Annotated in this window: 18 protein-coding genes; 9 read left to right on the forward strand and 9 right to left on the reverse strand. The window is 46.3% G+C overall.

The window, feature by feature from the left end:
* Nucleotides 1-26: 26 nt before the first annotated feature.
* From C1S74_RS01840 to C1S74_RS01850, 3 genes are read right to left on the reverse strand one after another with little or no spacing between them, the layout of a single operon-like run.
* Nucleotides 27-2,837 (reverse strand): Hsp70 family protein, encoded by a 2,811-nt coding sequence (locus tag C1S74_RS01840; RefSeq protein ID WP_045403370.1) that lies wholly within the window; start codon nt 2,835-2,837, stop codon nt 27-29.
* Between the two features lie 55 nt (nt 2,838-2,892).
* Nucleotides 2,893-4,857 (reverse strand): Hsp70 family protein, encoded by a 1,965-nt coding sequence (locus tag C1S74_RS01845; RefSeq protein WP_045403369.1) that lies wholly within the window; start codon nt 4,855-4,857, stop codon nt 2,893-2,895.
* A complete protein-coding gene (locus C1S74_RS01850; protein WP_045403367.1) occupies nt 4,857-5,489 on the reverse strand; it encodes a DUF2760 domain-containing protein in 633 nt (210 codons plus the stop codon). Before C1S74_RS01850 ends, C1S74_RS01845 begins: the two co-directional genes overlap by 1 nt.
* A gap of 287 nt (nt 5,490-5,776) precedes the next feature.
* Here C1S74_RS01850 and C1S74_RS01855 point away from each other — a divergent pair, with 287 nt between their 5' ends.
* On the forward strand, nt 5,777-7,318 hold the full coding sequence (locus C1S74_RS01855; protein ID WP_038878709.1) for a sensor domain-containing diguanylate cyclase: 1,542 nt from the start codon (nt 5,777-5,779) through the stop codon (nt 7,316-7,318).
* Nucleotides 7,319-7,400: 82 nt separating this feature from the next.
* Entirely contained in the window at nt 7,401-7,931 is a 531-nt protein-coding gene (locus tag C1S74_RS01860; RefSeq protein ID WP_045403365.1) for a 3'-5' exonuclease, read from the forward strand.
* A gap of 203 nt (nt 7,932-8,134) precedes the next feature.
* On the opposite strand, the gene C1S74_RS01865 is transcribed toward C1S74_RS01860, so the two are convergent.
* The 5 genes from C1S74_RS01865 to C1S74_RS01885 form a co-directional block, all read right to left on the reverse strand.
* Nucleotides 8,135-8,575, reverse strand: a complete 441-nt coding sequence (locus C1S74_RS01865; protein ID WP_045403363.1) for a tellurite resistance TerB family protein — start codon at nt 8,573-8,575, stop codon at nt 8,135-8,137.
* Between the two features lie 143 nt (nt 8,576-8,718).
* Complete coding sequence (locus C1S74_RS01870) at nt 8,719-10,659, reverse strand: alkaline phosphatase D family protein (RefSeq protein ID WP_045403362.1); 1,941 nt, start codon at nt 10,657-10,659, stop codon at nt 8,719-8,721.
* 22 nt (nt 10,660-10,681) lie between these two features.
* Nucleotides 10,682-11,029 (reverse strand): VC1380 family protein, encoded by a 348-nt coding sequence (locus C1S74_RS01875; protein ID WP_045403360.1) that lies wholly within the window; start codon nt 11,027-11,029, stop codon nt 10,682-10,684.
* A gap of 236 nt (nt 11,030-11,265) precedes the next feature.
* A complete protein-coding gene (locus tag C1S74_RS01880) occupies nt 11,266-12,702 on the reverse strand; it encodes an IS1182 family transposase (protein WP_103415210.1) in 1,437 nt (478 codons plus the stop codon).
* Between the two features lie 116 nt (nt 12,703-12,818).
* Complete coding sequence (locus tag C1S74_RS01885; protein ID WP_045402958.1) at nt 12,819-14,837, reverse strand: M4 family metallopeptidase; 2,019 nt, start codon at nt 14,835-14,837, stop codon at nt 12,819-12,821.
* 257 nt (nt 14,838-15,094) lie between these two features.
* Between C1S74_RS01885 and C1S74_RS01890 the strand changes: the two genes are divergently transcribed.
* The 6 genes from C1S74_RS01890 to C1S74_RS01915 all read left to right on the forward strand — a co-directional run bounded on the left by C1S74_RS01890 (nt 15,095) and on the right by C1S74_RS01915 (nt 22,065).
* Entirely contained in the window at nt 15,095-16,408 is a 1,314-nt protein-coding gene (locus tag C1S74_RS01890) for a MipA/OmpV family protein (RefSeq protein WP_045402956.1), read from the forward strand.
* A gap of 522 nt (nt 16,409-16,930) precedes the next feature.
* Nucleotides 16,931-19,378 carry a DmsA/YnfE/YnfF family dimethyl sulfoxide reductase gene (locus tag C1S74_RS01895; protein WP_045402953.1) on the forward strand — a complete coding sequence of 816 codons (2,448 nt, stop codon included), beginning with the start codon at nt 16,931-16,933 and terminating at the stop codon, nt 19,376-19,378.
* Nucleotides 19,378-20,007, forward strand: coding sequence for a DMSO/selenate family reductase complex B subunit (locus C1S74_RS01900; RefSeq protein WP_005483443.1), 630 nt, complete (start codon nt 19,378-19,380; stop codon nt 20,005-20,007). Before C1S74_RS01895 ends, C1S74_RS01900 begins: the two co-directional genes overlap by 1 nt.
* Entirely contained in the window at nt 20,007-20,858 is an 852-nt protein-coding gene (locus tag C1S74_RS01905; protein ID WP_045402950.1) for a dimethyl sulfoxide reductase anchor subunit family protein, read from the forward strand. The genes C1S74_RS01900 and C1S74_RS01905 overlap by 1 nt, the downstream gene beginning before the upstream one ends.
* A 111-nt stretch (nt 20,859-20,969) precedes the next feature.
* A complete protein-coding gene (locus tag C1S74_RS01910) occupies nt 20,970-21,581 on the forward strand; it encodes a TorD/DmsD family molecular chaperone (protein ID WP_045402947.1) in 612 nt (203 codons plus the stop codon).
* The gene (locus C1S74_RS01915; protein WP_045402944.1) at nt 21,568-22,065 is read left to right on the forward strand and encodes a 4Fe-4S binding protein; all 498 of its coding nucleotides are present in this window, start codon (nt 21,568-21,570) and stop codon (nt 22,063-22,065) included. Before C1S74_RS01910 ends, C1S74_RS01915 begins: the two co-directional genes overlap by 14 nt.
* Before the next feature lie 55 nt (nt 22,066-22,120).
* Here the strand turns inward: C1S74_RS01915 and C1S74_RS01920 are convergent, their stop codons facing one another.
* Entirely contained in the window at nt 22,121-22,705 is a 585-nt protein-coding gene (locus C1S74_RS01920) for an FMN-dependent NADH-azoreductase (RefSeq protein ID WP_045402940.1), read from the reverse strand.
* Nucleotides 22,706-23,081: 376 nt separating this feature from the next.
* Here C1S74_RS01920 and hrpA point away from each other — a divergent pair, with 376 nt between their 5' ends.
* On the forward strand, nt 23,082-26,933 hold the full coding sequence (gene hrpA / locus C1S74_RS01925) for an ATP-dependent RNA helicase HrpA (RefSeq protein ID WP_045402969.1): 3,852 nt from the start codon (nt 23,082-23,084) through the stop codon (nt 26,931-26,933).
* Nucleotides 26,934-26,940: the final 7 nt, after the last annotated feature.

Genomic DNA, 26,940 nt, shown 5'->3' on the forward strand with positions numbered 1-26,940 from the left:
TTTGTTGCGCTTATAAGCATGGGATCTTAGTTGTTTACCAGCGTCAGCCCGCTTGGGAGTGCATCACCAAAGATACGCTTCGATTCGCTCTCAGATAGCTCTTTGACTTCTTCAACCAGCGATACCCAAGATTCAGGTACCTTACTTTGCTTCAACTTAGCCAGTACCTGATCACGGTAGTCGTCAGAGATATCAAATAGGCGGTCGCCCGTCTTACGACAAATCATTACGGCTGCGAAAGCGATCATTGGTTCTTTCTGCCAGTTCTGTTCAAGCAATTTAGGTAACCACTGTTCCGCTTGTTCACGAGGAATGACGTTATGCTGGCTGCCATACAAAGGCGTACGCGATGCCAAGCGACCCATTGCCCACCAGTGCGCTTGTTCGAACTGGTTATGGTTGATGGCTTTGCTCAAGAACCAAGTTGCCAATAGAACTTTGTCTTCGACTTCTAGGTGCTCAAGCGATGCCGCCAATCGAACCATGGATTCATAACCCATGTCTTGTGCCGCTTTGGCGGATTGTGGGTTTTTCATCGCACCAGGATGTAGGTATTTCGCGATATCCGCCAAGATGGTCTCTTGCTGCTCTTGGCTTAAACCACCTGCGATACGACGCCAGAATACCCACCAGTCAGTCCAACCTTGATGGTTCTTGAACTGAATGTTTTGTTGGTAGAGACCCCAAACTTGCTCAATGCGCCATGAGTCGGTTGGAGCGCCAAAGCCCGGACGCAATGCAAAGCCCGCCAAACGAAGCCAGTTTTTCTCGTGTTGTTCAGAACGACGGCGACGCTTACGACCTTGTGCAAAGGTATCGAACAGTTGACGTAGGGTAGTGAAATCCCACTCGTCACGTTTGCCAAGTTTCTTCTCAAGATCTTTGGCTAAGGTTTTGATCTCTTTGCTTTCTGCGCTTTTCTTGTTACCGCTGTAAAGGCGAGCGATCAGCTCCTTACATTCGTTCAGTTTAGGGTGAAGCTTAACTTGCTCGCTGTCATCGGTTTGCTTGTTACGAACTTCGAATTCTAGCTCCCAACGTTTGTTGTCGTCTTCTGCGCTGACACATTCCATCTTCAGCGTGCCGACTTCAGTCAACTGACACGCCAGTTGTACTTCTACTCGCTCTTTCTGGTTGGCTTGCAGTTCGGCACCTTCACCCTCGAGAGTAGTGATATAAGGTGGAAGAGGAGCAAACAAGTCAGGATCAACATCAACCATCACACCGTTTTGAATGGCGGTGTTATTGGTTAACGTGTCGTAGGTAGAAGTCAGCAGGTTAAAGCGAACAGGTTCACCTAGGGTAAGCGAGAAACGACGACCACTTAAGCGGATCTCGTGTCCTTCTTCTGTACCTTTTGCAAGCAAACAGAGCGCTTTGCCCATCTTGTTCTTTTCTTGAAGATGCAAGAAGTAAGAACGCGCTGCGCCACCACCAATTTTAAGTTGTGCGCCACGACGTGCTTTACCAAATGCAACGGCACCTAGTGCAACAGACCAATCTGGATGTGGGTTATCTAATACCGTAACCGGAGCGCCGCGCCAATCGGACAGTAGGGTAGTGACTCGCTCAGTCACAAGTTCACTGTTGAACACACCACCGTTAAGTAGCAAACCTACCGGAATGGCATTTTGTTTGTCGTCTTCGATGCCAAGAGCGGCACGAGCAACTTGTTGGTGCTGAGTTAAGAACTCGGCAACGTGCTTGCTTACCGCTGGGTCAGCAACGTATGGAAGACCAAACTCGACAACCGCGCTGCGGCGTTTGTCTGGTACTTCGCTGAAATCAGAAAGCGGGAAGAAGCCATCCAAAGCGATTTGGTGCACTTCTTGTTTGCTCAGCCCAATACTCTTTGTTCCGCCAAGAAGTTTCGATCCGCTGCCTAGCATGGTGATTTTTACTTCTTCAGGTGCACTCGCTGAAAGCAGGTTTTCTTTCGCCTTACGAGTTTGCTGAATCAGCTTAGTCAGGCTTGCAGCAGTGAGCTTCTTACTTTGGTTGAAGCGGCTCTCTGCAAGATGCGCTAATGCTAAGTCGAGGTTGTCACCGCCCAACATCAAGTGTTCGCCAACACCAATACGATCAAGGGCTAGTTCATCTTGAGAAGAGAAACTGGCTTCAATCAAGCTTAAGTCGGTGGTACCACCGCCCACATCGCACACTAGGATCAGTGGCAACTCTTTGAGCTCATCAGCTGCGGTTTGTTGGTGACGTGCGTACCAGTCGTAACATACGGCTTGTGGCTCTTCTAGCAGGACGATTTTCTTTAAACCTGCCAGCTCAGCCGCTTCGAGCGTTAGCTTACGAGCGGTTTCATCGAACGATGCTGGAACGGTCACAACCACATCTTGGTCTTCTAGCTTATTGCTAGGATGACGGTAGTTCCATGCTTGACGAATGTGGTTGAGGTAGCTTGCGCTGGCAATGACGGGGGAGACTTTATCCACGTCTTGCGCACCAGCCCAAGGAAGAATGTCAGAACTACGATCAACTGCTTGGTGCGATAGCCAGCTTTTAGCACTGGATACCTGACGTCCTTCCACCTTTGCGCCTAATTCACGAGCCCATTCACCCACGATCACATTACTAATGTCGCCAGAGACAGGTTCGTTTTCCCAAGGAAGTGTTAGGTCAGAAGGGGAGATTTGACCAACCGCAGGGTGATAGCGGAAAGAGGGCAGCAATGGTTTACGAACCACTTCACCCGGACCAATCAATTGGTCGATGTCGAATAGGGATACTTCGGATTGTTCAAGGTTGTCGGTGATTTCACAGTACGCCACCACAGTGTTTGTAGTGCCAAGGTCAATACCAACAAGAAAACGAGGAGATGCCATACAAACCTTCGTGTATTTAAAAACGGCACCCGATTGGATGCCGTTTGATTTCTATTTATTCTTCTTCGTTTGAGTTGCTTTTCGCGTCTTCGCGCACATCGAACTCAACATGCCATTTTTGACCGTTATCAGCTGCAATGGCTTCTAAGTAAAGCGTACCAAGCTCAGTGACGCGAGAGGCTAGGGTTACCGGAACCACTTCACCTTCACGACGACCTTCAGATACAGGCAGCGTTACTTGAATTTCTGGAAGCTCTTCAAGCTCTTCTGGTGCCCAGTAGTCTAGGTGAGTACCTGCTAGGTCATCACGACGAACCGTTGAGCCGAAGAATTGGAAGTTAACTGGCTGACCGATGATCAAACCAAACTCTTGGCTTGGTACGTCAACGCTTGAACCTTCTTCCATACCAAATGGTGCAACACAAAGTGCTTCCATTGGAGGTGCCATGCCCGGAATCGCTGGCATTGCACTTTCGATACCCACGTAGTACGCCGAAGCAATACCACCACGGATACGAACGCCTTGTCCACGACGCACAGAGCCGTAGTAAGCCGCACCGCTAGCAACTGCAAGGTCTAGATCCACACCTGTTAGACGCTTCGCCATTTCTGCATCTGCTTCAATTAACCATTCGTTGATAGTGTCTTCTAGACGAGTTGCTAGAAGTTTCGATTTCAGAACACCACCGTTGAATAGGATTGCCGTTGGCTTGATGAAGTCAACTGACTGTGCTGCATCCGCACCTGGCATACCAGGCATGTTAGCGAATGGGTTGAAATCTTGAGCTGCTGCTTCTGCGCCATTTCCTGAAGCAGAAAGAGCATTGGCTTGCTTAGACAAGAACGCTGCAATGTGACGAGTAATGCCTGCATCTTGTGCGTAAGGCAGACCCATTTGCGTTAGTGCACCACGGTTACGTTGAACAGGGTGGTCAGTAATCGCAACTTGAGGGAAGAAGCCGTCAACCAGTGTTTGTTGTACTTCTTCTTGAGTCAGTTCTGTTTTCAGCGTTGCGCCAAGCAGTTTGGAACCACGGCTTGGTACCACGATTGGCACTGACTGAAGTTCACTGTCGTTCAATAGTGCTTCTTTAGCATCGCGACATGCGTGCGTCATTGCCTGAACTTGCCATGGCTGTAGCTCTTTGCCTTCTTGCGCTAGCTTCATCTTCAAGCGGTACGCAAGCGCAAGGTCCATGTTGTCACCGCCAAGTAGGATGTGTTCACCTACCGCGATACGGTTCAGAGTTAGGTTACCGTCTTCTTCGGTTACTTCCACCAAAGAAAGGTCGGTTGTACCACCACCGATATCGACCACAAGCACGATGTCACCAACTTCAACTTCGTCGCGCCATTTGTCGTTGCTGTTATCGATCCAGTTGTAAAGCGCAGCTTGTGGCTCTTCTAACAGTGTTAGGTGCACAAAACCAACATTGCGTGCTGCTTCTGCAGTTAGATCGCGGGCAGCAGGATCAAAAGAAGCTGGTACCGTGATAGTCACGTCTTGATCGGCAAGGTTGTGATTTGGATTCGTGTGATTCCAAGCGTCTTTTAGGTGCTCTAGGTAAAGCTCTGTCGCGCGCAGAGGGGATACTTTTTCCACTTCTTCTGGGCTACCTGCTGGAAGGAAAGCATCACGACGGTTCACACCTGCGTGGCAAAGCCAAGATTTCGCACTTGCAACAAGGCGAATTGGCGTTTTCGAACCTAGGTTACGTGCAACTGCACCAACCAGAGCTTTTGGCTCACTCGACCACGGAAGAACGCGTGATTGCGGGTTCATTTCGTGCTCGTGTGGTTGGTAAAGGAAAGAGCCTAATTGGCTACGAGTTTCTACCGTACCCGGCGCAGTAAGCTGCGGGATAGGCATCACTTCAACGCGAGCGTCTTCGTTGTGTGTATCAACAAAAGACATCACACAGTGTGTTGTACCTAAGTCGATACCAACACTGAATTTAGGCGTCTGTTGAGTTTCAACAGACGCTTCTTGAGAATGGTTTTCTTGGTTCATGTGTTCCATTACAGCTCAACCTCAGCTGGAGCGATCACAGATGCATCGTAGTTCTCAGCCAGTTTAGGCAACGTCATTGATGTTGCTTTCCAACCTTTGTGAACTAGCGTGCCGTTGAATGGCGCGCTGCCTGTTACGTTGCCAGTTAGGCGGATTTCTTGTGGGTTGAAGCCTTCTTCAACCGTAATGCGAGTTTCTTCGTCTTCGTTACGAACGTGCGCTAGCGTCACGTAGTCGCTTAATACTTTTTGACCACCAGTGTGGATTACGCGAGCGGCTGCGCCAACTTCCTCATCAGAGAATGACGTTAGGTCTTCTTTTAGGAAGTCAATTAGACGAGCTTCTTGCTGCATGATAGAAAGCAGCTGCATTGCAGAGTCTGTAGATGCAGTAACAAGCTTAGATTCAACTTCTACAACACGCTCGACGACTTTCTCTACTTCCACGACTTTTTCTACTTCTACGATCTTCTCGACTGGCTTCTCAACCTCGACGATTTTCTCGACTGGTTTTTCTACCACTTTCTCGATCACTTTAGATTTGCGAGATACCGCGATTAGAAGAAGTAGAACACTCGAAGCCGCAAGGCCTGCGTGCAACATATCGAACGTTTGAGGAATTAGGTTCAAATCAATGTTCATGACATTTTTCTCTTTCTATTGATTTACTGGTGCTCAGTATTGGCTCATGTGTGTTTACTAAAAGGATCAGCTTTGCGACCTGCACCAAGTTTAGACATTAAAATGATGGTGGATGGTAGCATATTCAAGGCTTAAGACTGTAATAATTCGTGAATATACCGCATGATTAGCATGAAAAATCAACGATTAGATAGGGATGCAAACGTTGTTGCTTGATGTTTATCCACATGTGGCGCAGTATTTCCATCATTATCGAAGCTTTGCACGTAATTAACGTGGAACACTAAATGACATACAGCACGGCTCAACAGAGCATTCTCAAACGGTATTCCGCTTCTATTGTCGCTTTCATTGCGGTGCTTATCGTGACAGCGGCTATGGTTGGTGTTGCTTATAAAATCCAGCAGCGCTATACGATGACCATCTTCGATACCTTGGCGGATCGCCAAGCTGAATCTTTAAAATCTGCGGTAGAAAATGACCTTGAGTTTATCGGGGCAGGAGCGAATTTTTTTCACTCTGTCGATGACTCATACTGGTCACAATTTCCCTTGTATGCCAAACAAGTCGTTAATGGTTCCAAAAGCCTAGTTGGTCTGCAATGGATGGAGCGTGTTGACCCACAAGATCTCGATCGCTTCTTGGAAAAAACGCGTAAAACGTTCCCTGATTTTCATATCTTTACCGTGCCAAAAGATGGGCCTAAAACCAATGGCTACATCTTAAAAGATGGCGCTCCAGCGTTTATTGCAACCGACATTTACCCAAGAACGCCGCAGAACCTTTCTCTGCTTGGCTTCTATTCTTCGCGTTTGCGTTTTGAACTGATTCTAGATGACATTCTTACTCAGGGTAGAGCCAACATTTCCGATAAAGTGCGCTTGCTTCAAGATGGATACGATCAATCCCTCGATAAAACTGGATTGTTGGTCTATCACCCAGTGTTTAGCTACGACAACCACGAGCTTCTGGGCGTTGTCGTCGGTGTTGTTCGCAGCACTGTCTACTTCGACGAGTTGATCACCAAGACAGCGACAGAGCTTGATATGTCGATTAAGGTGGAAGATTTAGGCTTTGATGCATACGACGACCCATTGCTGTTTCAGAGCGATAATTGGAGTGACCTGAAAGGGAAAACTATTAGCCGCAAGATTCAACTACCCAATAGAGAATGGAAGGTAGAATTCAAGCTAACGGAATCCGTTTCTGCTTGGGAGCGCTCCGTGCTTTACGGGACAGGGATTGCGGGCTTGGTTATTGCACTTTTGATCAGTTATATCGTGAATCTACAGTCACGGGAAAAAGAGCGTTTAGCGGTCATGCTGGATAATAAAACGGTAGAACTAAAACGCATGGCAGAGTTAGACCCGTTGACTCAGTTACTCAATCGCCGCGTATTTAACGACAACTTACTGCATTATATTAATACTGGTGTTGCCTTTAGTTTGGTTGGCTTTGATATCGACCACTTTAAACGCATCAATGATAAGCACGGTCACTTAGCTGGTGATGAAGCTTTGCTCCATGTTACTCGATTGGTCAATGCGAATTTACTTGAAGGCGATCGCTTCTACCGAGCTGGCGGTGATGAATTCTGCATACTCTCTCGTTTAACCAATAAAGAAGAGTTGGCTGCTTATTTAGAGAAACTGCGTGGTATTGTCGCCAGCTCTCCTTTTGAATACGGGGCAACCCCTATTATCTGTTCTTTGAGCATTGGTGCAGCAGTGCATAAAGATGAAGATCCTGAGAGTTTGTTCCACAAAATGGACGTGCAGCTCTACCAAAGTAAGGAAAATGGCCGAAACTCAGTATCGATCGGTGATTAATTCAGCGAGCAAATTCGAGTTTTGAGATTGGTTACGGTAGAATCTCACGCTTTCAAATTTACGTTAGGAATCAAGACAAACTATGAACCATAACCGTATCGTCTGCTTCGATTTAGAAATGTGCTGCTGGAGTGAAAACGGCGTAGGTCGCACGGGTGAAATCATTGAAGTTGGTTTGGCTGAAATAGATTTGTCGAAAGGTGAAATCGTTAAGCGCGCTCAATACTACGTAAAGCCTGAACATGATGAAGTCTCATTGTTTTGCGCAGAATTAACTGGTATCACACCACGTAAAATTGAAAAGCAGGGCAGACCATTAGAGGAAGTGCTGAAGTCGATGCTGAAGAACTTTGGCGGTCGTAATAAGATCTATGCGTCTTGGGGACGTGATGACCTCATTTTGCTTGAAGAGTGCCAACAAAAAGGCATTGATGCGCCATTTACCGAGTTCATTAACCTAGCAACGTTGTACCGCATTCAAAATCGTCTTAAAGAAAAACGCATTGGTCATAAAGCCGCACAAGAGGCCAAAGGCATTGAGTGGGAAGGTCGCCAGCATTCTGGTTATGTGGATGCTTATAACTTGGCAAAACTAGCACTGACCATGCTTTAAAAGGCTGCTTTCATTAATCTTTCATAGGATTACAGTCTTCTCGTCATAAGCCAGTACTAAATTAGTTATTAATAGATAACAACAATGTTGGCTTGGCTCTGGAAGGAAAGGCGATTTGTTTAGGCTGAATCCAAGATAGAGACACAAAAAAACGCGCTCATGTAGCGCGTTTTTTATTGGTTCTTACTTATCCTGAGGCTGCTTTACTGAGATTGCAGCTTGGCTCGAATGAAGTCACTGTGGTCGACGTAGAGTAGCTCCGCTGTTTTGCGAATTACGGCATCTTCCAGTGGGTCAATTTCACCGTCAGCGTACGCCACTTCCCACATACTCTTAATCAATTCGTAGCGGGTTTCTTGTGACAGCTCACGCAGTTGAGACGTAAAGTCATAAAGGGAAGTCGACTCACTCGATCTGTTTTGAGCCTGATTCAGTAGGGTATCGGTCTCTTCATCCGTCAGGGAAAGTAATTTCATGATCAAAGAGCGTTTGGTCGCTTGCTCTCTTTCATCGATTTGATGGTCCGCACCAGCCACTTCGCAAAGCAAACAAGCTATCGCCATATTGGGTGACAGCGTGTTGGATTGGCTAAGGTCCGAGCCTTCTATAAGTTGTTTAAATAATGAAGTAAGCGAATTAAACATGTTGAGCACCAAGCTGTTATCTATTTATTTAAGATGGTAATGGTTTGAGCAAATCTCAAGGTCTTGATGAAATTTGATCAAGATCTCATACGATTGAGATGATATTTTCGCTCAATACAGTATTTGACCGTCAAAAAGCGGATTTATTCCTCAACCTTTGTCGGCGGGAAATATATCGAATCACCTTCGCCCGTTAAGATGCTGATATTATTTGGCTTTCCGTCTTCATCCAACCTCAGCTCGCCAATCGCACTTTGGTTCACGAGTCGATAAAAATTGTGGTTGCTTGGTGCGCGTTTAAAAATCTTTAAACGCTTACGTTTGGTAAACAAGTTCAATGGCGAGCGAGGGCTATACAGCAGGCGATCCATTGCATCACATGCGCTCAGTAGTTGCGCTGGAAACTGGTTCTTAATCCCACTACAAGTGATCTGATAGATGTTTGGACTATTACGGCGAAAACGCAATTTGATGTCATAGGCGAAAGAGTAGTGTACATCGCCAGAGAGAATCACGAAGTTAGTTGGGGTTTTGGTGTGAGTGAAAATACTGATCAAAGTATTCGCACTACCCGGATGCGCCATCCAGTTTTCCGCGTCTATCAGCAGCGGCTGACCAAAACTGGTCATGATGCGTTGCAGCGTCTCAATAAACTTCACACCAAACATAGGTGCAGCAGAAACGATGATCACTTTGTCTTGATGCATCAATTCTTGTTGGAATTCAATCAAGGCTTCCCAATCCATCAAGCCCGACGGTTTATTCATGCGTGATTCTGAACGCCAGCGGCGAGTACGCGTATCCAGTACCACCACTTTTGGAGAGGTATGAATCGTATAGTGCCAATCTTCAAACCGATAGAGGTACTTAATGAACTCGTCTTGAGATTCTGAAGTCAGCTCTTCAAAGTAACGGCGCGCATGCTCCATAAACGGGGCGTTAAATTTTTCTGGCGCGTTTCCCCAACCTTGGCACAGCCAATAGGCAATCAGGCTGTTGCCGATGATGCGATGCGAAAAGAGGTTCTCATTGGCTGCTTTTTCCCAGCCAACCGTTAGGTTCCAATCGTCGGTCACGTCATGGTCATCAAAAATCATGTAAGTAGGTACGTGAGCGAGCAAACGCTGAACTTTATCCAAGCCTTCGACAAACGCATCGATATGGACTTTCTCATCACGCCAATGTTGCTGCCATTTCGGCTCTAACGCTTTTCCGCCCGTTGTAAATTCTCTCTCCAATAAACGTTCACGATTGACTAACGTCCAAGGTACTGGAGACCAAACGAGCAAGTACATCGCAAACAGTTCGGCAAAGCTGATGAGATGGTTTTCGCATTCACGTGAACTGAAAATAGGGGTACCACGATGGGGAAAGAACTTGCTCAGTAAGCTTCCGTCGTCAACGTAGTGGGGCAGAATGTTATCTCGGCCATAAAAGCAATCTGGACTTTGATACAGTGCTTGCGTGTTTTTGATTGGTGCTTGATCGAACTCTTCATCAGGCAAGCCTAACAATTCGATCAATTGCTCAATCGCATCCAGCATTGGACCCGCTACATGATCGGCATAGATTTGGTCGCCGCTCATGATGAGCATATCAGGGCGGTCTTCTATCGGTTGGCTAGCGACTTTTACGTCCGCTTGGACAAGGCTATCTTTACTAAAGTGATGGGGATTACGGCAAGAACCGTGCAAGACATAATCGGCTTTCTCGCTGATTAGGAACTCGATACCTTGCGCTGCGTTTTTGTCTTCGCCATAGATAAGGTGGGGCATCAACTCGGTCAACAAACCGGATTGAGTATGGATTTGATAGCGCAATGCTTGATGGGTAGGAAACTCTCCTTGCAGCGTGAGCATACAAACCCAAGCGCGTTTACCAACTTGTAAGAGATGCTCTGCTAATACTGGTTGAGAGTAGTATTGTTCGCTCGTGTTTGCATCGCTGATTTCAACCAAGCCTTCGAGAGGTTGCGTTGTCACCAACCAAATATTCACTTCCTTCGCGGTGACCTTTCTTAAAATCGGACCGGCAATAATCAGGGGAAGAGAGGAAAGTTCGTTGGTATTGAGCGATGTTGGCAAAGTGGTTCCTTAATATTTTGAATCAGTATTCTGAATCTTCTTCGAGTATTTCGATAACTTGTGAGCTGCTAAGTTCATGTCCCATCAAAAACAAACCTAACATCGCATCGGCTTTAGAAGCATTGTCGCTGTCTTCATCGAGAATTTGTTGAAGGCGAGTGCGAATCAAGTCAATTTCATGATCAACAAAACCACGGCCTTCTTCGCCTTGATTATCTTCTGGCGCATTATCGAAATGCAAAAACAACATGTCACCGTCGAGCGTGGTGCTCTCTAAACGCTCTGGTAGCCATTCTTCACCCATCACGATATCGGGATCGCTACCATCAGGCAAATTGTTGATAAGGGAGATGAGTTCAGATGCTTTCACGATAAATTGCGGCTTTGGTCATTGGTTTTCTATTGTATCGGCGAATCTGGCAAAAATCTAAATCTCATTGCTGAGAGAAGAGATAATTTTGACCGTTTCGTGCTTGATTGCGTGCAGAGTAATCAACCAATGAAAAAGAGCTCGTTTCCGAGCTCTCAGATTGATGACGAACCCCACCTTTTTCGGTGGGGTTCTTTTTTATAAGCGACCGTAGGTCGCGATCGCGATATTTTTCGCTATACCAGATTTAATCTGTTCCAACTCTTAAACAAGTATTTAGAAGCTAATATTTGTCTTATTTGAGCCATATTGAACCCCATTTTTTGTAAATAACTCATTACTAGAGCTATCTTCTTGATGTTTTGAGCTGCGGCAGCTAACCAACACTGCATTTGCACTTTGCTTAGCCCACGGAAGCGGGCATAACGGTGCCCATGGTGCTGCTTAGCATCAGCGAAGCTTCTTTCTACCGTCTCACTTCTTCGTCTATACGTCTTCTTCCCATAGGGAGAGAGCCGCATTTGGTTCGCTCTCTCCACTGCATCTGTATAGATGTGTCTGGTGATGACTTTCTTCATGTTTTTACTTTGAGTACAGTCATTTCGCATTGGGCAGAGCACGCATTCTTTCGGGTCTGAGTGATACTCTCTATAAGCATCTCGTGACGTCGTTTTGTAGATAAGCGTTTGCCCATTTGGACATCGATAACTGTCACTCTCTTTGTGGTAGATAAAGTGCTTCTTCTTGAACGTGTTCTTTGTTCTTGATGGCCTACGGTAGCCGAACACACCTAAGATATTTCGGCGCTCTAATGACTCTGCCACGGGAGCGGTAAAATAGCCGGCATCGAGACCAACAGCTATAGGGTTAAGGTTGAACTGCTCTAGCGTGTAGTCCAGTCGTTCAATATAGGGTTGAGAGTCATTGATATTACCTGCCGTCGCATGAGTGTCGACGATGATCCCATGCAGACCATCGACGGTACGATGGTCAAGGTAGAAGAAGCCTTGTGGTTTATTGTCTCTCGTCATAAAACCACTTTCTGGGTCTGTAGTACTGACTTTCGTATTCTTTGTTTTAGGCTCGGATACTCGTGCCTTAAGCGACTTCTTTCCTTCTCGTTCTCGGTCTAATGCAACGTCTTCATCAAGCATGTCGAGGTAAGCACTGGCTCGAACGTCTCTGACCTCATTGGTGTGTTTATTTTTGTTAGCGTTTGCTTTGAGGTGAGTGCTGTCGGTAAAGAGTTGCTGCCCAGCGACCAAGCCTTTGGCCATAGCCTGCTCAACGATGTTGATAAAGATACGTTCGAATACGTCGGTATTATTGAAGCGGCGAATACGGTTTTGGCTCAGTGTTGAAGCATGGATAACCTTCTCCGTTAACGACATGCGCAAGAACCAACGATAGGCTACATTGACTTCAATCTCTTTAACGAGCTGTCGCTCGCTTTTGATTCCGAAGAGGTAGCCAATAAAAATGATTTTGAAAAGTCGAACAGGGTCAACAGGTGGTCGACCGTTATCTTGACAATAGAGGTGAGCGACTTGGTCCCGGATAAATTCGAAGTCTATGGCTTTATCAATTTTGCGGACTAAATGGCCTTTAGGAACTAACTGCTCCATCGTCACCATTTCAAATTCGTATTGTTGAGGAGAAGGATCTTGTAGCATATTGGAGTATCCACTTTTCGATACCCCTATTAGATCAAAGGTCTAGCCTGATGGCTAGACCTTTGTCAGCAGTCTGAGAGCTCGTTTCCGAGCTCTTTGTTAAAGGGGAGGCTGGGTTATTGGCAACTGCCTTCAAAAGTCCATAGCCAATAGTTGTCGAATGGATTCGCGCCCCAGTTGTCTTGTGAGGCGACAAAGTGATTGCCCCAGTATTTCACCGCCGTGCCCGCAGGGTAGTAATAGTACGGAGACCACTCTTCTAGGTCTGCACATTGATCTTGTGGAACCGGCTCTGGTTGTGGTGCTTCTAACTCTGCGCTCACTGCCACGTAAACGTCGGATGAGCCTTGAGTGTTCGCCGCTAGCACGTAGATATCAGCCCCTTTAATACCACTGAAACCGCAATACTCGTGGTTACCTTCATTAGTCGAAACGCAGTCGTAGTCAGAAAGTGTTGCTGGACGGTCGATTGCAACATACATGTCGACATTGCCGTAACCATTGTAAGTTTGCACCCAAACCTCATCAGCCGGAGACTGTCGCAAGACAAACTGTTGTTCGCCATTCGACGTGATTTCAACAGGTGTTGGCATATTGATCTTCAACTCTGTCGCCCCGTGCTCTGGCTCAGGATTCGGTGTTGGCGTTGGTTGAGCATCGCCACAGTTCATTACTTGCACACCAACTTCTGCGAATGCTGATGTTACCGCAGTGCCATCGTATCCAAGTTTTTGTGCCGCTTTACAAACGCCTTCCGCACCTTGTTGGAAGTTCGAGTTTGGTTGCCAGTAAAGCTGGTTGGCCGTTGCATAAGCAACAAACGCTTTCTTGATGTCCCAATTTGGGCTCATTGCCAAATGGTAGAAGGCTTTGTTGAAAATGCCTGAGCTGTGGTGAACATCGATGCCATTGTAGTATTCGTTTATATGGTCGATTGAGGAACCGTCATGGCTTGGGTTGATGAAGTAACGCATAGCGGGCGAGTATTTCATCACGTGTTCGCCCATCTTCCAATTAAAGCTGCCATGCACATATTGGCTAAGTGCTGCAGCGGCGACATCGGAAAAGGACTCATTCATTCCGCCCGACATACCACGATATTCCAACCCAGAGTTTTGCTCGGTAAAGCCATGGCTAACCTCATGAGCAATAACGTCCCACGTTGCCAGTGGGTACATTGAGTTATTGCCGTCACCAAAGGTCATTTGGCGACCATCCCAAAAAGCATTCCCATAGTTCGAACCGTAGTGAACACGCATTGTTAGCTTTTGACGAATAGGGCGAGCACCAATCCAATCTTGGTACATATCAAACACACGTTGACCAAAGTAGTGCGCGTCATTCATTGGAGCGTAGGCGCCATTTACTTCTCGATAGTTGTTCACGTTACAGTCAAAACGATGAACTTGACCACCCCATTGTTGGTTGTTCATGTTGAGTGTAATGACGTTTTCGCTGTCCATTTGGCAGTATTGATTAACTTGGAATCCACCAAACTTGGTGTTGGGACCAAAGTAGTAACGGCCGCTTTTGCGGTTGCCTCCCGGTCCTTCGGCTTCCAAAAACGCGATCCCATCCCATTGGTCGACGATCTCACCTGATTTTGCATCTACCAAAGTGATAGGGCGAGAAGGGCGGAAATTCTTAATCTGGATTGCATCGACTTTGTAAATCAATCGCGCGGTTTGTTGTTCATCTAACCAGACCATTAGCTCTGCCTGAGCGTCATCACTTGGCGATTTGCTTGCTGCGAGACCTTGACGGTTGCCCGTTGCGATCTCAATGGCTTGCTTGCCACTGATCATAGGTAGGGTTGAATCAATATCGCTCTCAATGCCGACAACAACATCACCATCGACAGGTTGAGCAAATCCTCGAGTAGAGAGATCGGCGACAACGGAGTGTCCGTAAACCGGTATGCCGTAATGGAGTTGCTGTTTGCGAACCAAAATTTGGTTACCGATTTCGACTCGATTGATGTCTCGATAACTCAGCTCAGTGTTCGCCGCGGAATAGGACGCTCGTTGTGTGTTATTGAGTGCCGTAGATAGATCCGTTTGTGAATGGTCCAGAATTTGTGCTGCATGTGAAGCAAAAGCGAAGGGCGCAAGCGTTAATAAAGTGACGTTTCGCATAGTTTACCTTTTTATTATGTGTATTTATTTGCATAAGAAATGCGAGTGCAGGGTAAAGATAATTAAGTAATATGTTTAAGTGCAATTAATTGAATATTTGACGTTAATTCAAAATAAATTTATAAATCGCTCAAGGTTTGTACTGTGATATGAGGGGAGATGTAGTCTTGTAGGAATTTTTAACCGATCTTAGACCAAAGTCAGATATACTCTTTGTGATTGAATACTGTCTCTAATTACAGCGACATAGGAGAGCTATGAAACACCTACTAGGAACATCGCTAGTCTGTTCAGGCTTATTGCTAAGCGGAGCCGCATTTGCTGAGTCGAAGCATGCTGAACAAGAGTGGGGCATTGCTGCGATGTACCGGACTGCTGCGATTCCTTTTTATACCGCTGACGATGACTCGACGGTAAGCACGTTTGTGCCAATGATGTTCTTTGAGAATGAGCACCTTTACATTGATGGCCTTGAAGGTGGCGTGTTCTTGTATGATGAGGGCGACTCAGATTGGCGTGCGAGTGCGATCATGCGCTTGCGCTTTGTTGACATACCTAAATCGGTTCAAAACGCTTTTGAGGGTGATCGCGTCGACTTCGGTGGCCAAATTCGTTACAACTTTGACGAGAACTGGCGCGCCGAATTCGAAGTGATGACGGATGACGAATTCCAATTTCATTCCAACTACCGTATCGCGGCTAACTATGAGTTAGGCGACTGGGAGTTGGAACCTTCTTTTACCATTCGTTATAAAGATGCCGATTTCAACAGTACTTATTATTCGTTTGATGAAGTAACGGGCGAGAAAATTGGTGCAGGTATTGATGCGAACTTAGGCATTAAAGCCCGATACCACGTCATTTCTAATTTGTACCTACTCGGTGAAACGAGCGTTACTCGTCTCGACAGCGAAGCGTACAATAGCCAAATCGTGGAAGACCGCTATCAGGGTGAAGTATTCGTTGGCTTTGGTTTCTTCAATGACAAAGGGAAGGCTCGTAAATCAGAGTTGAGCAACCGTCCGTATCTGCGTGTTGCACATGGTTGGGCAACGCCGTCCAATATTGGCGATATTTTCAAATTTAATGCCGAGAAGGACGAGTACAACAACCAGCTCACCTCATTATTCTACGGACACCCATTGACGGATGAAATCTTCGGTTTCCCAATTGATATCTACCTAACACCAGGTTTGGTTCACCATTGGTCATCTGAAGTTCAATCGTCCAGCACTGAATATGTGATGGCGATTAAGGCTTACTACACCTTTAATTGGCCAACCAAATGGCGTTTCGGCGTAGCAGAGGGTATGTCTTACATCGATAACATTACCTATATCGAAGGTACTGAGATGGAAGAGAAAGGTTACACAGCAAGTAATTTGCTGAACTATCTCGACTTCTCATTTGATGTGAATGTAGGCGATCTGTTTAACCAGAAAGATTGGGAAAACATGTGGGTCGGTTACTCATTACATCACCGAAGTGCTATCTTCGAGAGTGCTTCCCAGTTTGGCCGCATCAAAGGCGGCAGTAACTACAATACCATCTACTTCCAGTATGATTTTTAATCTCTGTTGAGAATTAATAAAAATAAGCCTCATCTTGACATGAGGCTTGTTTATTTTTTTAATTGGTAATTGTTCTTATTTCCATTCCTCTGTATTCGTATTTATTATCCATTCCATTTTAAAACTATTCTAATATTTAATTGAATTGACACCTCTCTGACCTATTAATATTTCATTCATATAAAACGTTGAAATGAAATATAAGATTGCATTTTGTCTTTTTTAATAATTGACTGTGGTCAAGATTATCACCCCTTAAATCTACAAGGATATTAATAGTGGCGGGTGGCCATGCCTTAGTTGCTCAAGGCTTGTGCTGTCTAGCTTAATTGATGGTTTTGTAGAAATGTTGCTTTGATTTGCCTTGTGTATTAATTAAAGCGAAATTAGATATTTTCAATGAATGCCTATTTTGAAAATACAATCTCTATGTCTTTTATTTCTAACGAGTGTTCTTTCCCCACTTAAAGCCATTAATTAAGCGCCACGACCAAATTCAAAAACGTAATTTAGGAAAAAACCATGAGTCAAAATGGTAAGTTTAATATTACTCGGCGTGATGCTTTAAAGGGTGGTTCTGCACTTGGCGCTCTAGCGCTAGCAGGAAACGCGCTTTCTCTCCCGTTTGCAACTAAAGCGGTTGCCAAAGAAACACCAGCAAAACCAAACGAAAAAATTGTCTGGTCGGCATGTACCGTAAACTGTGGTTCTCGTTGTCCGCTTCGTATGCACGTGGTCGACGGTGAAATCAAATGGGTAGAAACCGATAACACAGGTGATGATGTTTACAACCACAATCACCAAGTTCGCGCTTGTTTGCGTGGTCGCTCTATGCGTCGCCGTGTTTACTCGCCAGATCGTTTGAAATACCCACTTCTTCGCGTTGGTAAGCGTGGTGAAGGTAAGTTCAAACGCATCACTTGGGACGAAGCCTTTGACCTCATTGGTGATAACCTAAAACGCATCATTAAAGACCACGGTAATGATGCGGTGTACCTAAACTACGGTACAGGTACGCTTGGTGGCACAGTAACTAAGAGTTGGGATCCAAGCGCGACATTGGTTGCTCGTATGATGAACCTTTGTGGTGGTTACCTAAATCACTACGGTGACTACTCTGCAGCAAACATCGAATGTATGTCAGAGTACTTCTACGGTTCGTTCGTTGATAACAACTCGATTGACGATGTTCAAAATGCAGACCTATGTCTGATGTTTGGTAACAACCCAGCAGAAACCCGCATGTCGGGTGGTGGTCAGGTTCACAACTATGTGGATGCGAAAAATATTAGTCACACTCGCACGATTTGTATCGACCCTCGTTACACTGACACCGCAGCAGGCCGTGAAGACCAATGGATTCCTATCAAGCACGGTACAGATGCAGCTTTAATTGCAGCCATCGCCCATGTATTGATTACGGAAGACAAAGTCGATAAAGACTTCCTTGATCGCTACTGTGTGGGTTACGACCGTAAAACGCTTCCTGCATCAGCGCCAGAAAACGGCAGCTACAAAGATTACATCATGGGTACTGGCCCAGATGGCATCGAGAAGACCCCAGAGTGGGCGCAGCCTATCACGGGTATTCCTGCGGATGTGATTTTGAAACTTGCACGTGAAGTTGGCGATGCTAAACGCATTTACATTACCCAAGGCTGGGGTCTACAACGATCAGCAAATGGTGAGCAAGCGTGTAAAGCGGTAATGATGTTGTCATTGCTACGTGGTCAAGTTGGCTTGCAAGGTGGTGGTACTGGTGCTCGTGAGGGTAACCACTCATACCCATTCCAACGCTTCCCGAAAGTGCCAAACCCGATCAGCGCTTCTATCCCAATGTTCCTTTGGACAGACGCGATTTACCGCGGTACGGAAATGACAGATCTGACCGACGGCATTAAAGGCGTTCAGAAGCTACAAAACAACATCAAGTTCATCTGGAACTATGCAGGTAACTGTCTGATTAACCAACACTCAGATATCAACCGCACACACGAAATTCTTCTAGATGAAAAAGCGTGTGAAATGATTGTCGTGATCGATAACCACATGACGTCTTCTGCGAAGTATGCCGATATCGTATTACCAGACTGTACAACGTCAGAGCAATCGGATTTCTGTATGGATGGTGCAGCAGCGTCAATGCCTTACTTCATCTTTGCAAGCCAAGCGATTAAGCCTCGTTTCGAATGCAAACCTATCTACGACATCATGTCTGGTGTGGCGAAGCGCATGGGCGTGTTTGATGAGTTTACTGAAGGTCGCACTCAAGAAGAGTGGCTACAATGGATGTACGCTCAGACCGTTAAACAAAACAACGATCCAAACTTACCGTCTTACGATGAGATGAGAAAGCAGGGTATCTACAAGAAGCAGTTCGACCGTCCACACGTGGCATACGAAGACTTCCGCCGTGACCCAGAAGCGAACCCATTACCATCGCCATCGGGCAAGATTGAGATCTACTCAGAGACGTTAGCGAAAATCAACGAAGAATGGGAATTGGATGAAGATGAATCGATCAAGCCATTACCAGAATACGTTTCGACCTTTAATGGCTGGGATTCTCCTGATCGTAAAGAGTACCCACTTCAGCTAACGGGTTTCCACTACAAAGCTCGTGCGCACTCTACGTACGGTAACGTCGACATCCTAAAAGCAGCGGCACCACAGGAACTTTGGATTAACCCGATTGATGCAGCGTCACGCAACATCGACAACGGTGACTTGGTTAGCGTGCGTAGCAAGTTTGGTGAAATGAACGTTCGCGTAAAAGTGACCCCACGCATCATGCCACACGTAGTTGGCTTAGGTGAGGGCGCATGGTACTCACCAAATGGTAAAGGTGTTGACCAAGCGGGTTCAATCAACGTACTGACGACACAACGTCCAAGCCCGTTGGCAAAATCAAACCCGAGCCATACCAACCTCGTTGAAGTGACGCTAATTAAGAAAATGGGGGCTAAATAATGAGCACAGCGAAGCAGTATGGCTTTTACATTGATTCAAGCAAATGTACTGGCTGCAAAACATGTCAGCTCTCTTGTAAAGACAACAAAGATCTGGGTATCGACCGTAACTTCCGTCGTGTTTACGAATACGTAGGCGGCAACTGGACGGAAGAAAACGGCGCGTTCCGTCAAAACGTGTTCGCGTACTACCTATCGATCTCTTGTAACCACTGTACTAACCCTGCGTGTACCAAGGTTTGTCCATCAGGTGCAATGCACAAGCGTGAAGAAGACGGCTTTGTTGTTGTCGATGAAAGCGTGTGTATCGGCTGTAAATCTTGTCACATGGCATGCCCATACGGCGCACCTCAATACAGCGAAGAAAAAGGTCACATGACCAAGTGTGATGGCTGTTACGAACGTGTCGCAGAAGGTTTAATGCCAATCTGTGTGGACAGCTGTCCATTGCGTGCGATTGAGTTTGGTCCAATTGATGAGCTACGCGCGAAATACGGTTCAAACGCGGATGTGGCACCACTGCCAGATTCTCGCATTACGAGCCCGAACCTGATCGTGAAGCTAAATCCAAATGGTCGCCCAACTAATGATCGCACTGGTTTCCTACAGAATCCAAGAGAGGTGAAATAATGTTATACGAAGCACCATTAGTTGCCTTTACGGTTCTTGCTCAAACAGCGGTTGGCGCGCACTTAACGGTTAATGCGTTCGAGAAGTTCGGTAAGCCACCACGCGTGACAGAACCTCGTATGAACATCGCTCGTTTCGCTATTTTGGTCGTGATGGGGCTGGGTTTCTTGTTCTCAACCACTCACTTAGGTAGCCCACTTCGTGCCTTCAACGCATTAAACCGTGTTGGTAGTGCGGCGCTATCTAACGAGATCTTAACGGGTGCAAGCTTTCTGTCTCTAGCGGGTTTGTACTGGTTGCTGACGATTCTAAAAATCGGCAGCGAAGGCGTTCGCAAAATCGTGAACTGGTTGTCTATCGCGGTTGGCGTGATTTTCATGTTCGCGATGGCGAATGTTTACCAAATCGAAACGGTACCAGCATGGTACTCACCAATGACAACGGTTGCGTTTTGGTTCACGGCCGTGACTTCGGGTCTGATGTTTGGTTACACTCTGATCAACGTATTGGACGTGACGGCTGAGAAAACTAATCGTCGCCTAATGTGGGCTGGCGTAAGTCTGATTGCGCTGAACCTAGCGTTCTCAGTAATGCAGACGATTTACTTTGCAGGTATCTCAACGGCGATTCACAGTGGCTTGGATCAAATCACCATGTTATCTGGCTATGTTGCCGGTCATGTGTTGTTGCTTGTAGTTGCTGCTGCTCTTTGGGTATTCGCTGAGTTGTTTACCGCAGAAGGTCGTCAGAAGAACTTGCTGGTTATCGTGGCATTCATTGCCTTGTTCGTTGCGGAGATTCTGGGTCGCAACGTGTTCTACGGCATGCACTTTACATCTGGTTTGTACTAATCGCCGTTATTTGTACTGATAACCATTAATAGAGTGGGGCGAGTGTTCGTCCCACCTCTTTTTCGTTTTACTTAATCGAAGAATAAAAACACCAGTCATCAAAGGTACTTCATGCAAATTTCTCAACTTGAACCACAAGATACCAGCATCGTTCTTAAGCTGTTTGGTGCACTGTTTTACTACCAGCCCAAAGATTACCCAGCAGCAAATCTCGATACGTTGCTGAGCAATACTGATACGCCAATCGAAGCGCTTAATGACATGTTACGCAGCTTTCAAAACGAGAGCGAAGAGGCACTGCAAATGGAGCACGATCGCATGTTTGCCGGTATTGGTGAGATGCCAGCGCCACCTTGGGGGTCGGCTTATCTAGATAAAGAAGCAGTGTTGTTTGGTGAATCAACCATTGAATATCGTTACTTCTTGCAGCGTTGTGGTTTTGCTTTGGAGTCTGACCAACGTGAGCCAGAAGACCAGATCGGCTTGATGCTGATGGTGTTAGGCATGTTGATTGAAACTGACCAACAAAAACTGGCGGCTGAAATGTTGCGCGAGCACTTGATGACATGGTTTGGTTTTTTCAACAAACGCTTCAAAAAAGCAGTGAGTCTCACGCCTTACTCAAAACTGTCGAACCTTACTGAAGAATTACTTCAATCCTTGAGTGAGCAATACCAAGTCGTTGTGCCAGCAAAGAGAGATTACTCGGATGCGCCAGTCTGAATCGGTTGATCTAAGTAAGCGACGTCTGTTTTCGTTTCGTCGTGCGCCAGTAGAGCAAGCTCAAGATCCTCGTGTTAAAGCGAGACCGCCGTATGCGGTGGAAGAGTCTATGTTCACTCGGCTTTGTGATGGATGCGGAAAGTGCGCTTCTGCATGTCCGAGCCAAATCATAGAAATGGTTGATGGCGTTGCCGCGTTAGACATCAGTTACTCGGCATGTGATTTATGCGGCGCGTGTAAGTCGGCGTGCCCTACATTGGCGCTTTCTAACCAAACAGAGTCTACAGGCTTGATAGCAACTATTTCGAACAGCTGCGAAAACTTATACGGTTATTGCGGCAGTTGCGAGGACAGTTGCCCATATGATGCTTTGCAATGGCAAGATGATATCAAACCTAAAATTGACGCCGCCAAATGCAAAGGTTGCGGACAATGCGCGCAAAGCTGCTACAACAGCATGATCAGCTTTGGATTAAAACGATAAAAAAGGGATTGGCGCGAACCAATCCCTTTTTGCTTGTATTCAATTCTATTCAATCTTACGCCAAAGTTGCCAATTGGCTTTGCGCGTCTGAAATGCCTTTTGCCGCTGCGTCTTCGCCCATGTTTAGCGCTTCTGCGTAAACAAACTCCACATCCGTGATACCAACAAAGCCCAATACTGTGCGTAGGTATGGTGTCATGCTGTCGGTTGGTGAATCTTTATGAAGACCGCCACGAGTCGTGACGACGATTGCTTTTTTACCTTCAATCAGACCTTGAACGCCGTTTTCTGTGTATTTGAATGTCACGCCTGCACGAGCAATCAAATCAATCCAGTTTTTCAGCTGAGTTGGAATCGTGAAGTTGTACATTGGTGCTGCAATTACCAAAGTATCCGCTGCTTTGATTTCTTCAATCAAGGTATCTGATAGGTTAACAACTGCTTGTTGCTTTTGTGAAAGATCTTCTGTTGCACGAAGTGCTGTCGCAACTGAAAAGTCTAAAACTGGCAGTGGATTTGCAGCTAAGTCACGAACCGTTAGCTTATCTTGGTCTACATTTTTGATGAAGTCTTCAACCAGTTTGTTTGATTGAGAGTAATCGCCAAGGATGCTTGATTTAAGAGCTAGTACACGAGACATATGGATTTCCTTTAATAAGTGCTTTCGGCTATGTGATGCATTATAGGCAATGCGCATCGACTCAAAACCCGATGGATTCGCTTAAGTTGTTCGAAAAAATTGAATGATTGCTTGAAGCTGCTTTCCGTTATCTTGTTCTAGCCCTTATGTGCTACAATCCGCGCAGTTTTATGTAATGAAAAGAATAGGAAACGCTTTGACTTCGTCACAGCCCCCAAAAAAGAATCCCGCTGAAGAGCAAGCGGCACCGTCAAATGGTGCGCAAAATGCCAAAGCGAAGCAGGCTAATGCATCTCAAGCACAAGCTTCTCAGAATGCAGCGCCTCAGGCTCAAGTAAATAACGCCGCGTCACTACGCAAGGCACTTAACCAGTGCATGATGCGTGACCGCTTCCGTTTGAGTAAAAGAATTTCTGGTGCAAGCAAAATCAAAAAAGACGCAGCGCGTAACGCCGTGTTTGATGAAATCGCATTAGACATCGCCAAATCCATGATGGTTGTGGAGCAACGTAGTAGCTACAAACCAACGATTGAATACCCTGAAATCCTGCCAGTCAGCCAAAAACGCGACGACATTGCGAAAGCGATCGAAGAAAACCAAGTGGTTATCGTTGCGGGTGAAACTGGTTCAGGTAAAACCACTCAGCTACCAAAAATCTGTGCTGAGCTTGGTCGCGGTAAGTTCGGTCTGATTGGTCATACTCAGCCTCGTCGTCTTGCGGCGCGTTCGGTGGCGAACCGTATTGCCGAAGAGATGGAAACTAAGCTTGGTGAGTTTGTTGGTTACAAGGTTCGATTCAACGATCAGATCTCTGAAAATACCCAAATCAAATTGATGACGGACGGTATCTTGCTGGCTGAAATTCAGCACGATCGTTTCTTGAATCAATACGACACCATCATTATCGATGAAGCGCACGAGCGCAGCCTGAACATCGATTTCATCTTGGGTTACTTGAAGGAGTTGCTGCCGCGTCGTCCTGATTTGAAAGTGATCATTACGTCGGCAACCATCGACCCAGAGCGTTTTTCAAAACACTTCAACAATGCACCAATCATTGAAGTGTCAGGTCGTACTTACCCAGTAGAAACGCGTTACCGCCCACTAAGTGGTGGTGATGACAACGATCGTGACCAGCTTGAAGGCATTTTCGAAGCGGTAGATGAACTGTGCGATGAAGGCTTAGGTGACATCCTGATCTTCATGAACGGTGAGCGTGAAATCCGTGATACCGCTGATGCACTGTCTAAACGTAACCTGAAGAGCACGGAAATTGTGCCGCTTTACGCGCGTTTGTCGGCGGGTGAACAGAACAAGATTTTCCAACCTCATGCAGGTCGTCGCATTGTACTGGCAACCAACGTAGCAGAAACCTCGTTGACGGTTCCGGGCATCAAGTACGTTATCGACCCAGGTACGGCGCGTATCAGCCGTTACAGTTACCGTACCAAGGTTCAGCGTCTTCCAATCGAGCCAGTTTCTCAGGCGAGTGCAAACCAGCGTAAAGGTCGTTGTGGTCGTGTGGAAGAGGGTATCTGTATCCGTCTGTACTCAGAGGAAGATTTTGAGTCACGCCCGGAGTTTACCGATCCTGAGATCCTGCGTACCAACCTAGCGTCGGTTATCTTGCAGATGACTGCACTTGGTTTGGGTGACATTCAAGCCTTCCCATTTGTCGAAGCGCCAGACAAACGTAACATCCAAGACGGTGTTCGTTTGCTGGAAGAGCTTGGTGCGATTAACGCAGAAGCGAAACCGTCCGATTCTCAAGGTAGCAAGAAACGCCTGACCAGTATTGGCCGTCAACTTGCCCGCCTTCCAATCGATCCACGTTTAGCGCGTATGGTATTGGAAGCTCCAAAACAAGGCGCGTTGAAAGAAGTCATGGTTATCGCAGCGGCATTGTCGATTCAAGACCCGCGCGAGCGTCCAAGTGACAAGCAGCAATCATCAGATGACAAGCACAAACGCTTCTTCCATGAAGAATCAGACTTCCTGACGTTGGTGAACTTGTGGGACTACATCCAGAAGCAGCAAAAAGCGCTGACGGGTAACCAATTCCGCAAACAGTGTAAGCAAGATTACTTGAACTACTTGCGCGTTCGTGAGTGGCAAGATGTGTACTTCCAAATTCACCAATCCATGCGTGAAATGGAATTTAAACTTAACGATGAGCCTGCGTCTTATCATGGCGTTCATAGTTCTATTCTTGTGGGTTTGTTGTCGCACATCGGTATGAAAGACCAAGAGAAGAATGAATATCAAGGTGCGCGTAACGCTCGTTTCCATATCTTCCCTGCATCAGGCCTATTCAAGAAACAGCCCAAGTGGATCATGTCTGCTGAGCTGGTGGAAACCTCAAAACTTTGGGGTCGCATCATCGCTAAGATTCAGCCTGAGTGGATTGAACCATTAGCGAAGCACCTGATTAAGCGGAGCTACAGCGAGCCACATTGGTCGAAGAAACGCGCAGCAGTCTTGGCACACGAAAAAGTGATGCTTTACGGGGTACCGATTGTTCCTAACCGTTTGGTGAACTACGGAAGTATCGATCCAACGGTGAGCCGTGAGATCTTTATCCGTAGCGCGTTGGTAGAAGGTGAATGGGATACCAAACACGCGTTCTTTAAGCAAAACCGCAAACTTCTGCAAGAGGTGGAAGAGCTTGAGCATAAATCTCGTCGCCGCGATATTTTGGTGGACGACGATGAGTTGTTTGATTTCTATGACCAACGTGTGGGTACGGAAGTCGTTTCTGGTAAGCACTTCGATACATGGTGGAAGAAGGCATCGAAAGAGAACAAAGAGCTGCTGAACTTCGAAAAAGAGATGCTGTTCAAAGGCGATGCTAGCCACGTAACCGATTTGGATTACCCGAACTTCTGGCACCAAAACAACCTAAAACTTAAGCTGAGCTACCAGTTTGAACCGGGTGAAGACAGCGACGGTGTGACGGTACACTTACCGCTGCCGATCCTTAACCAAGTTGAGCCTGCGGGCTTTGACTGGCAGATCCCTGGTCTGCGCCATGAGCTTGTGGTGAGCTTGATTAAATCGCTGCCGAAGACGATTCGTAAGAACTTTGTTCCTGCACCAAACTATGCTGATGCCTTCTTAGCTCGCTCGACGCCGATGGAAGCACCTTTATTAGATTCGCTTGAAAAAGAGCTTCGTCGAATGACCGGGGTGGAAGTTCTGCGCGAAGATTGGAATATGGATCAAATTCCGGAGCACTTGAAGGTGACTTTCCGCGCGGTTGACCATAGAAATCGCAAGTTGAAGGAAAATAGCGACCTTCATGCGTTGAAAGAAAGCCTGAAAGACAAAGTTCAAGAAACGCTGTCTAAAGTCGCCGATGATGACATTGAGCAGCAAGGCTTACATACTTGGAGCTTTGGTGAACTGCCTAAGGTATATCAACAAAAACGCGGTGGTTACGACGTTAAAGCGTACCCGGCGATTGTGGATTCCAAAGACAGTGTAGAAATCAGACTGTACGAAACTGAATACGAACAGGTGACGGCTATGCAAGCGGGTCAGCGTCGTCTGATCTTGTTAAACGTGCCGTCGCCAATCAAATACCTGCACTCTAACTTGCCAAACAAGTCGAAGCTGGGTCTGTACTTTAACCCTTACGGGAAAGTGCTTGATCTGATTGATGACTGTATCGCATGTGGTGTCGATAAGCTTATTGAAGAGCAGGGTGGTTTGGTTTGGGAACCAGAGAAATTTGATGCATTGAAAGAACACGTTCGTGCAGAACTTGGCGACACCGTTGTGGATATTGCACAACAAGTCGAAACGATTCTAACGACCGCTTTCAATATCAATAAGAAGTTGAAAGGCAAAGTGGATTTCACCATGGCATTTGCGTTGTCTGATATCAAAGCGCAAGTGGAAGGTTTGATTTTCAAAGGCTTCGCAACAGAGTGTGGTTGGAAGCGTCTTCCGGACATTCTGCGTTACATGCGTGCGATTGAACGTCGTATGGAGAAGCTACCGATCGACCCAAACAAAGACCGTTTGCACATGTTGAGAATCGAGTCAGTGGCGAGTGATTACAAAGAGCTACTGAATAAGATTCCGAAAGGCATGGTGATTCCAGAAAACGTGAAAGAAGTACGTTGGATGATCGAAGAGCTTCGAGTAAGCCTTTTTGCTCAACAATTAGGCACTCCGTATCCGGTTTCTGATAAACGAGTCAAAAATGCGATTGATGCTTGCTAAACGCTAA

Source organism: Vibrio hyugaensis (genome assembly GCF_002906655.1).
Classification (GTDB): domain Bacteria; phylum Pseudomonadota; class Gammaproteobacteria; order Enterobacterales; family Vibrionaceae; genus Vibrio; species Vibrio hyugaensis.

What these genes read in the sequence shown, in the direction of transcription:
- hrpA (WP_045402969.1), top strand. Translation starts at nt 23,082, where the DNA reads ATGATGCGTGACCGCTTCCGTTTGAGTAAAAGAATTTCTGGTGCAAGC.
- C1S74_RS01885 (WP_045402958.1), bottom strand. Translation starts at nt 14,837, where the DNA reads ATGCGAAACGTCACTTTATTAACGCTTGCGCCCTTCGCTTTTGCTTCA.
- C1S74_RS01910 (WP_045402947.1), top strand. Translation starts at nt 20,970, where the DNA reads ATGCAAATTTCTCAACTTGAACCACAAGATACCAGCATCGTTCTTAAG.
- C1S74_RS01865 (WP_045403363.1), bottom strand. Translation starts at nt 8,575, where the DNA reads ATGTTTAATTCGCTTACTTCATTATTTAAACAACTTATAGAAGGCTCG.
- C1S74_RS01900 (WP_005483443.1), top strand. Translation starts at nt 19,378, where the DNA reads ATGAGCACAGCGAAGCAGTATGGCTTTTACATTGATTCAAGCAAATGT.
- C1S74_RS01850 (WP_045403367.1), bottom strand. Translation starts at nt 5,489, where the DNA reads ATGAACATTGATTTGAACCTAATTCCTCAAACGTTCGATATGTTGCAC.
- C1S74_RS01845 (WP_045403369.1), bottom strand. Translation starts at nt 4,857, where the DNA reads ATGGAACACATGAACCAAGAAAACCATTCTCAAGAAGCGTCTGTTGAA.
- C1S74_RS01880 (WP_103415210.1), bottom strand. Translation starts at nt 12,702, where the DNA reads ATGCTACAAGATCCTTCTCCTCAACAATACGAATTTGAAATGGTGACG.
- C1S74_RS01840 (WP_045403370.1), bottom strand. Translation starts at nt 2,837, where the DNA reads ATGGCATCTCCTCGTTTTCTTGTTGGTATTGACCTTGGCACTACAAAC.
- C1S74_RS01860 (WP_045403365.1), top strand. Translation starts at nt 7,401, where the DNA reads ATGAACCATAACCGTATCGTCTGCTTCGATTTAGAAATGTGCTGCTGG.
- C1S74_RS01890 (WP_045402956.1), top strand. Translation starts at nt 15,095, where the DNA reads ATGAAACACCTACTAGGAACATCGCTAGTCTGTTCAGGCTTATTGCTA.
- C1S74_RS01920 (WP_045402940.1), bottom strand. Translation starts at nt 22,705, where the DNA reads ATGTCTCGTGTACTAGCTCTTAAATCAAGCATCCTTGGCGATTACTCT.
- C1S74_RS01915 (WP_045402944.1), top strand. Translation starts at nt 21,568, where the DNA reads ATGCGCCAGTCTGAATCGGTTGATCTAAGTAAGCGACGTCTGTTTTCG.
- C1S74_RS01905 (WP_045402950.1), top strand. Translation starts at nt 20,007, where the DNA reads ATGTTATACGAAGCACCATTAGTTGCCTTTACGGTTCTTGCTCAAACA.
- C1S74_RS01895 (WP_045402953.1), top strand. Translation starts at nt 16,931, where the DNA reads ATGAGTCAAAATGGTAAGTTTAATATTACTCGGCGTGATGCTTTAAAG.
- C1S74_RS01855 (WP_038878709.1), top strand. Translation starts at nt 5,777, where the DNA reads ATGACATACAGCACGGCTCAACAGAGCATTCTCAAACGGTATTCCGCT.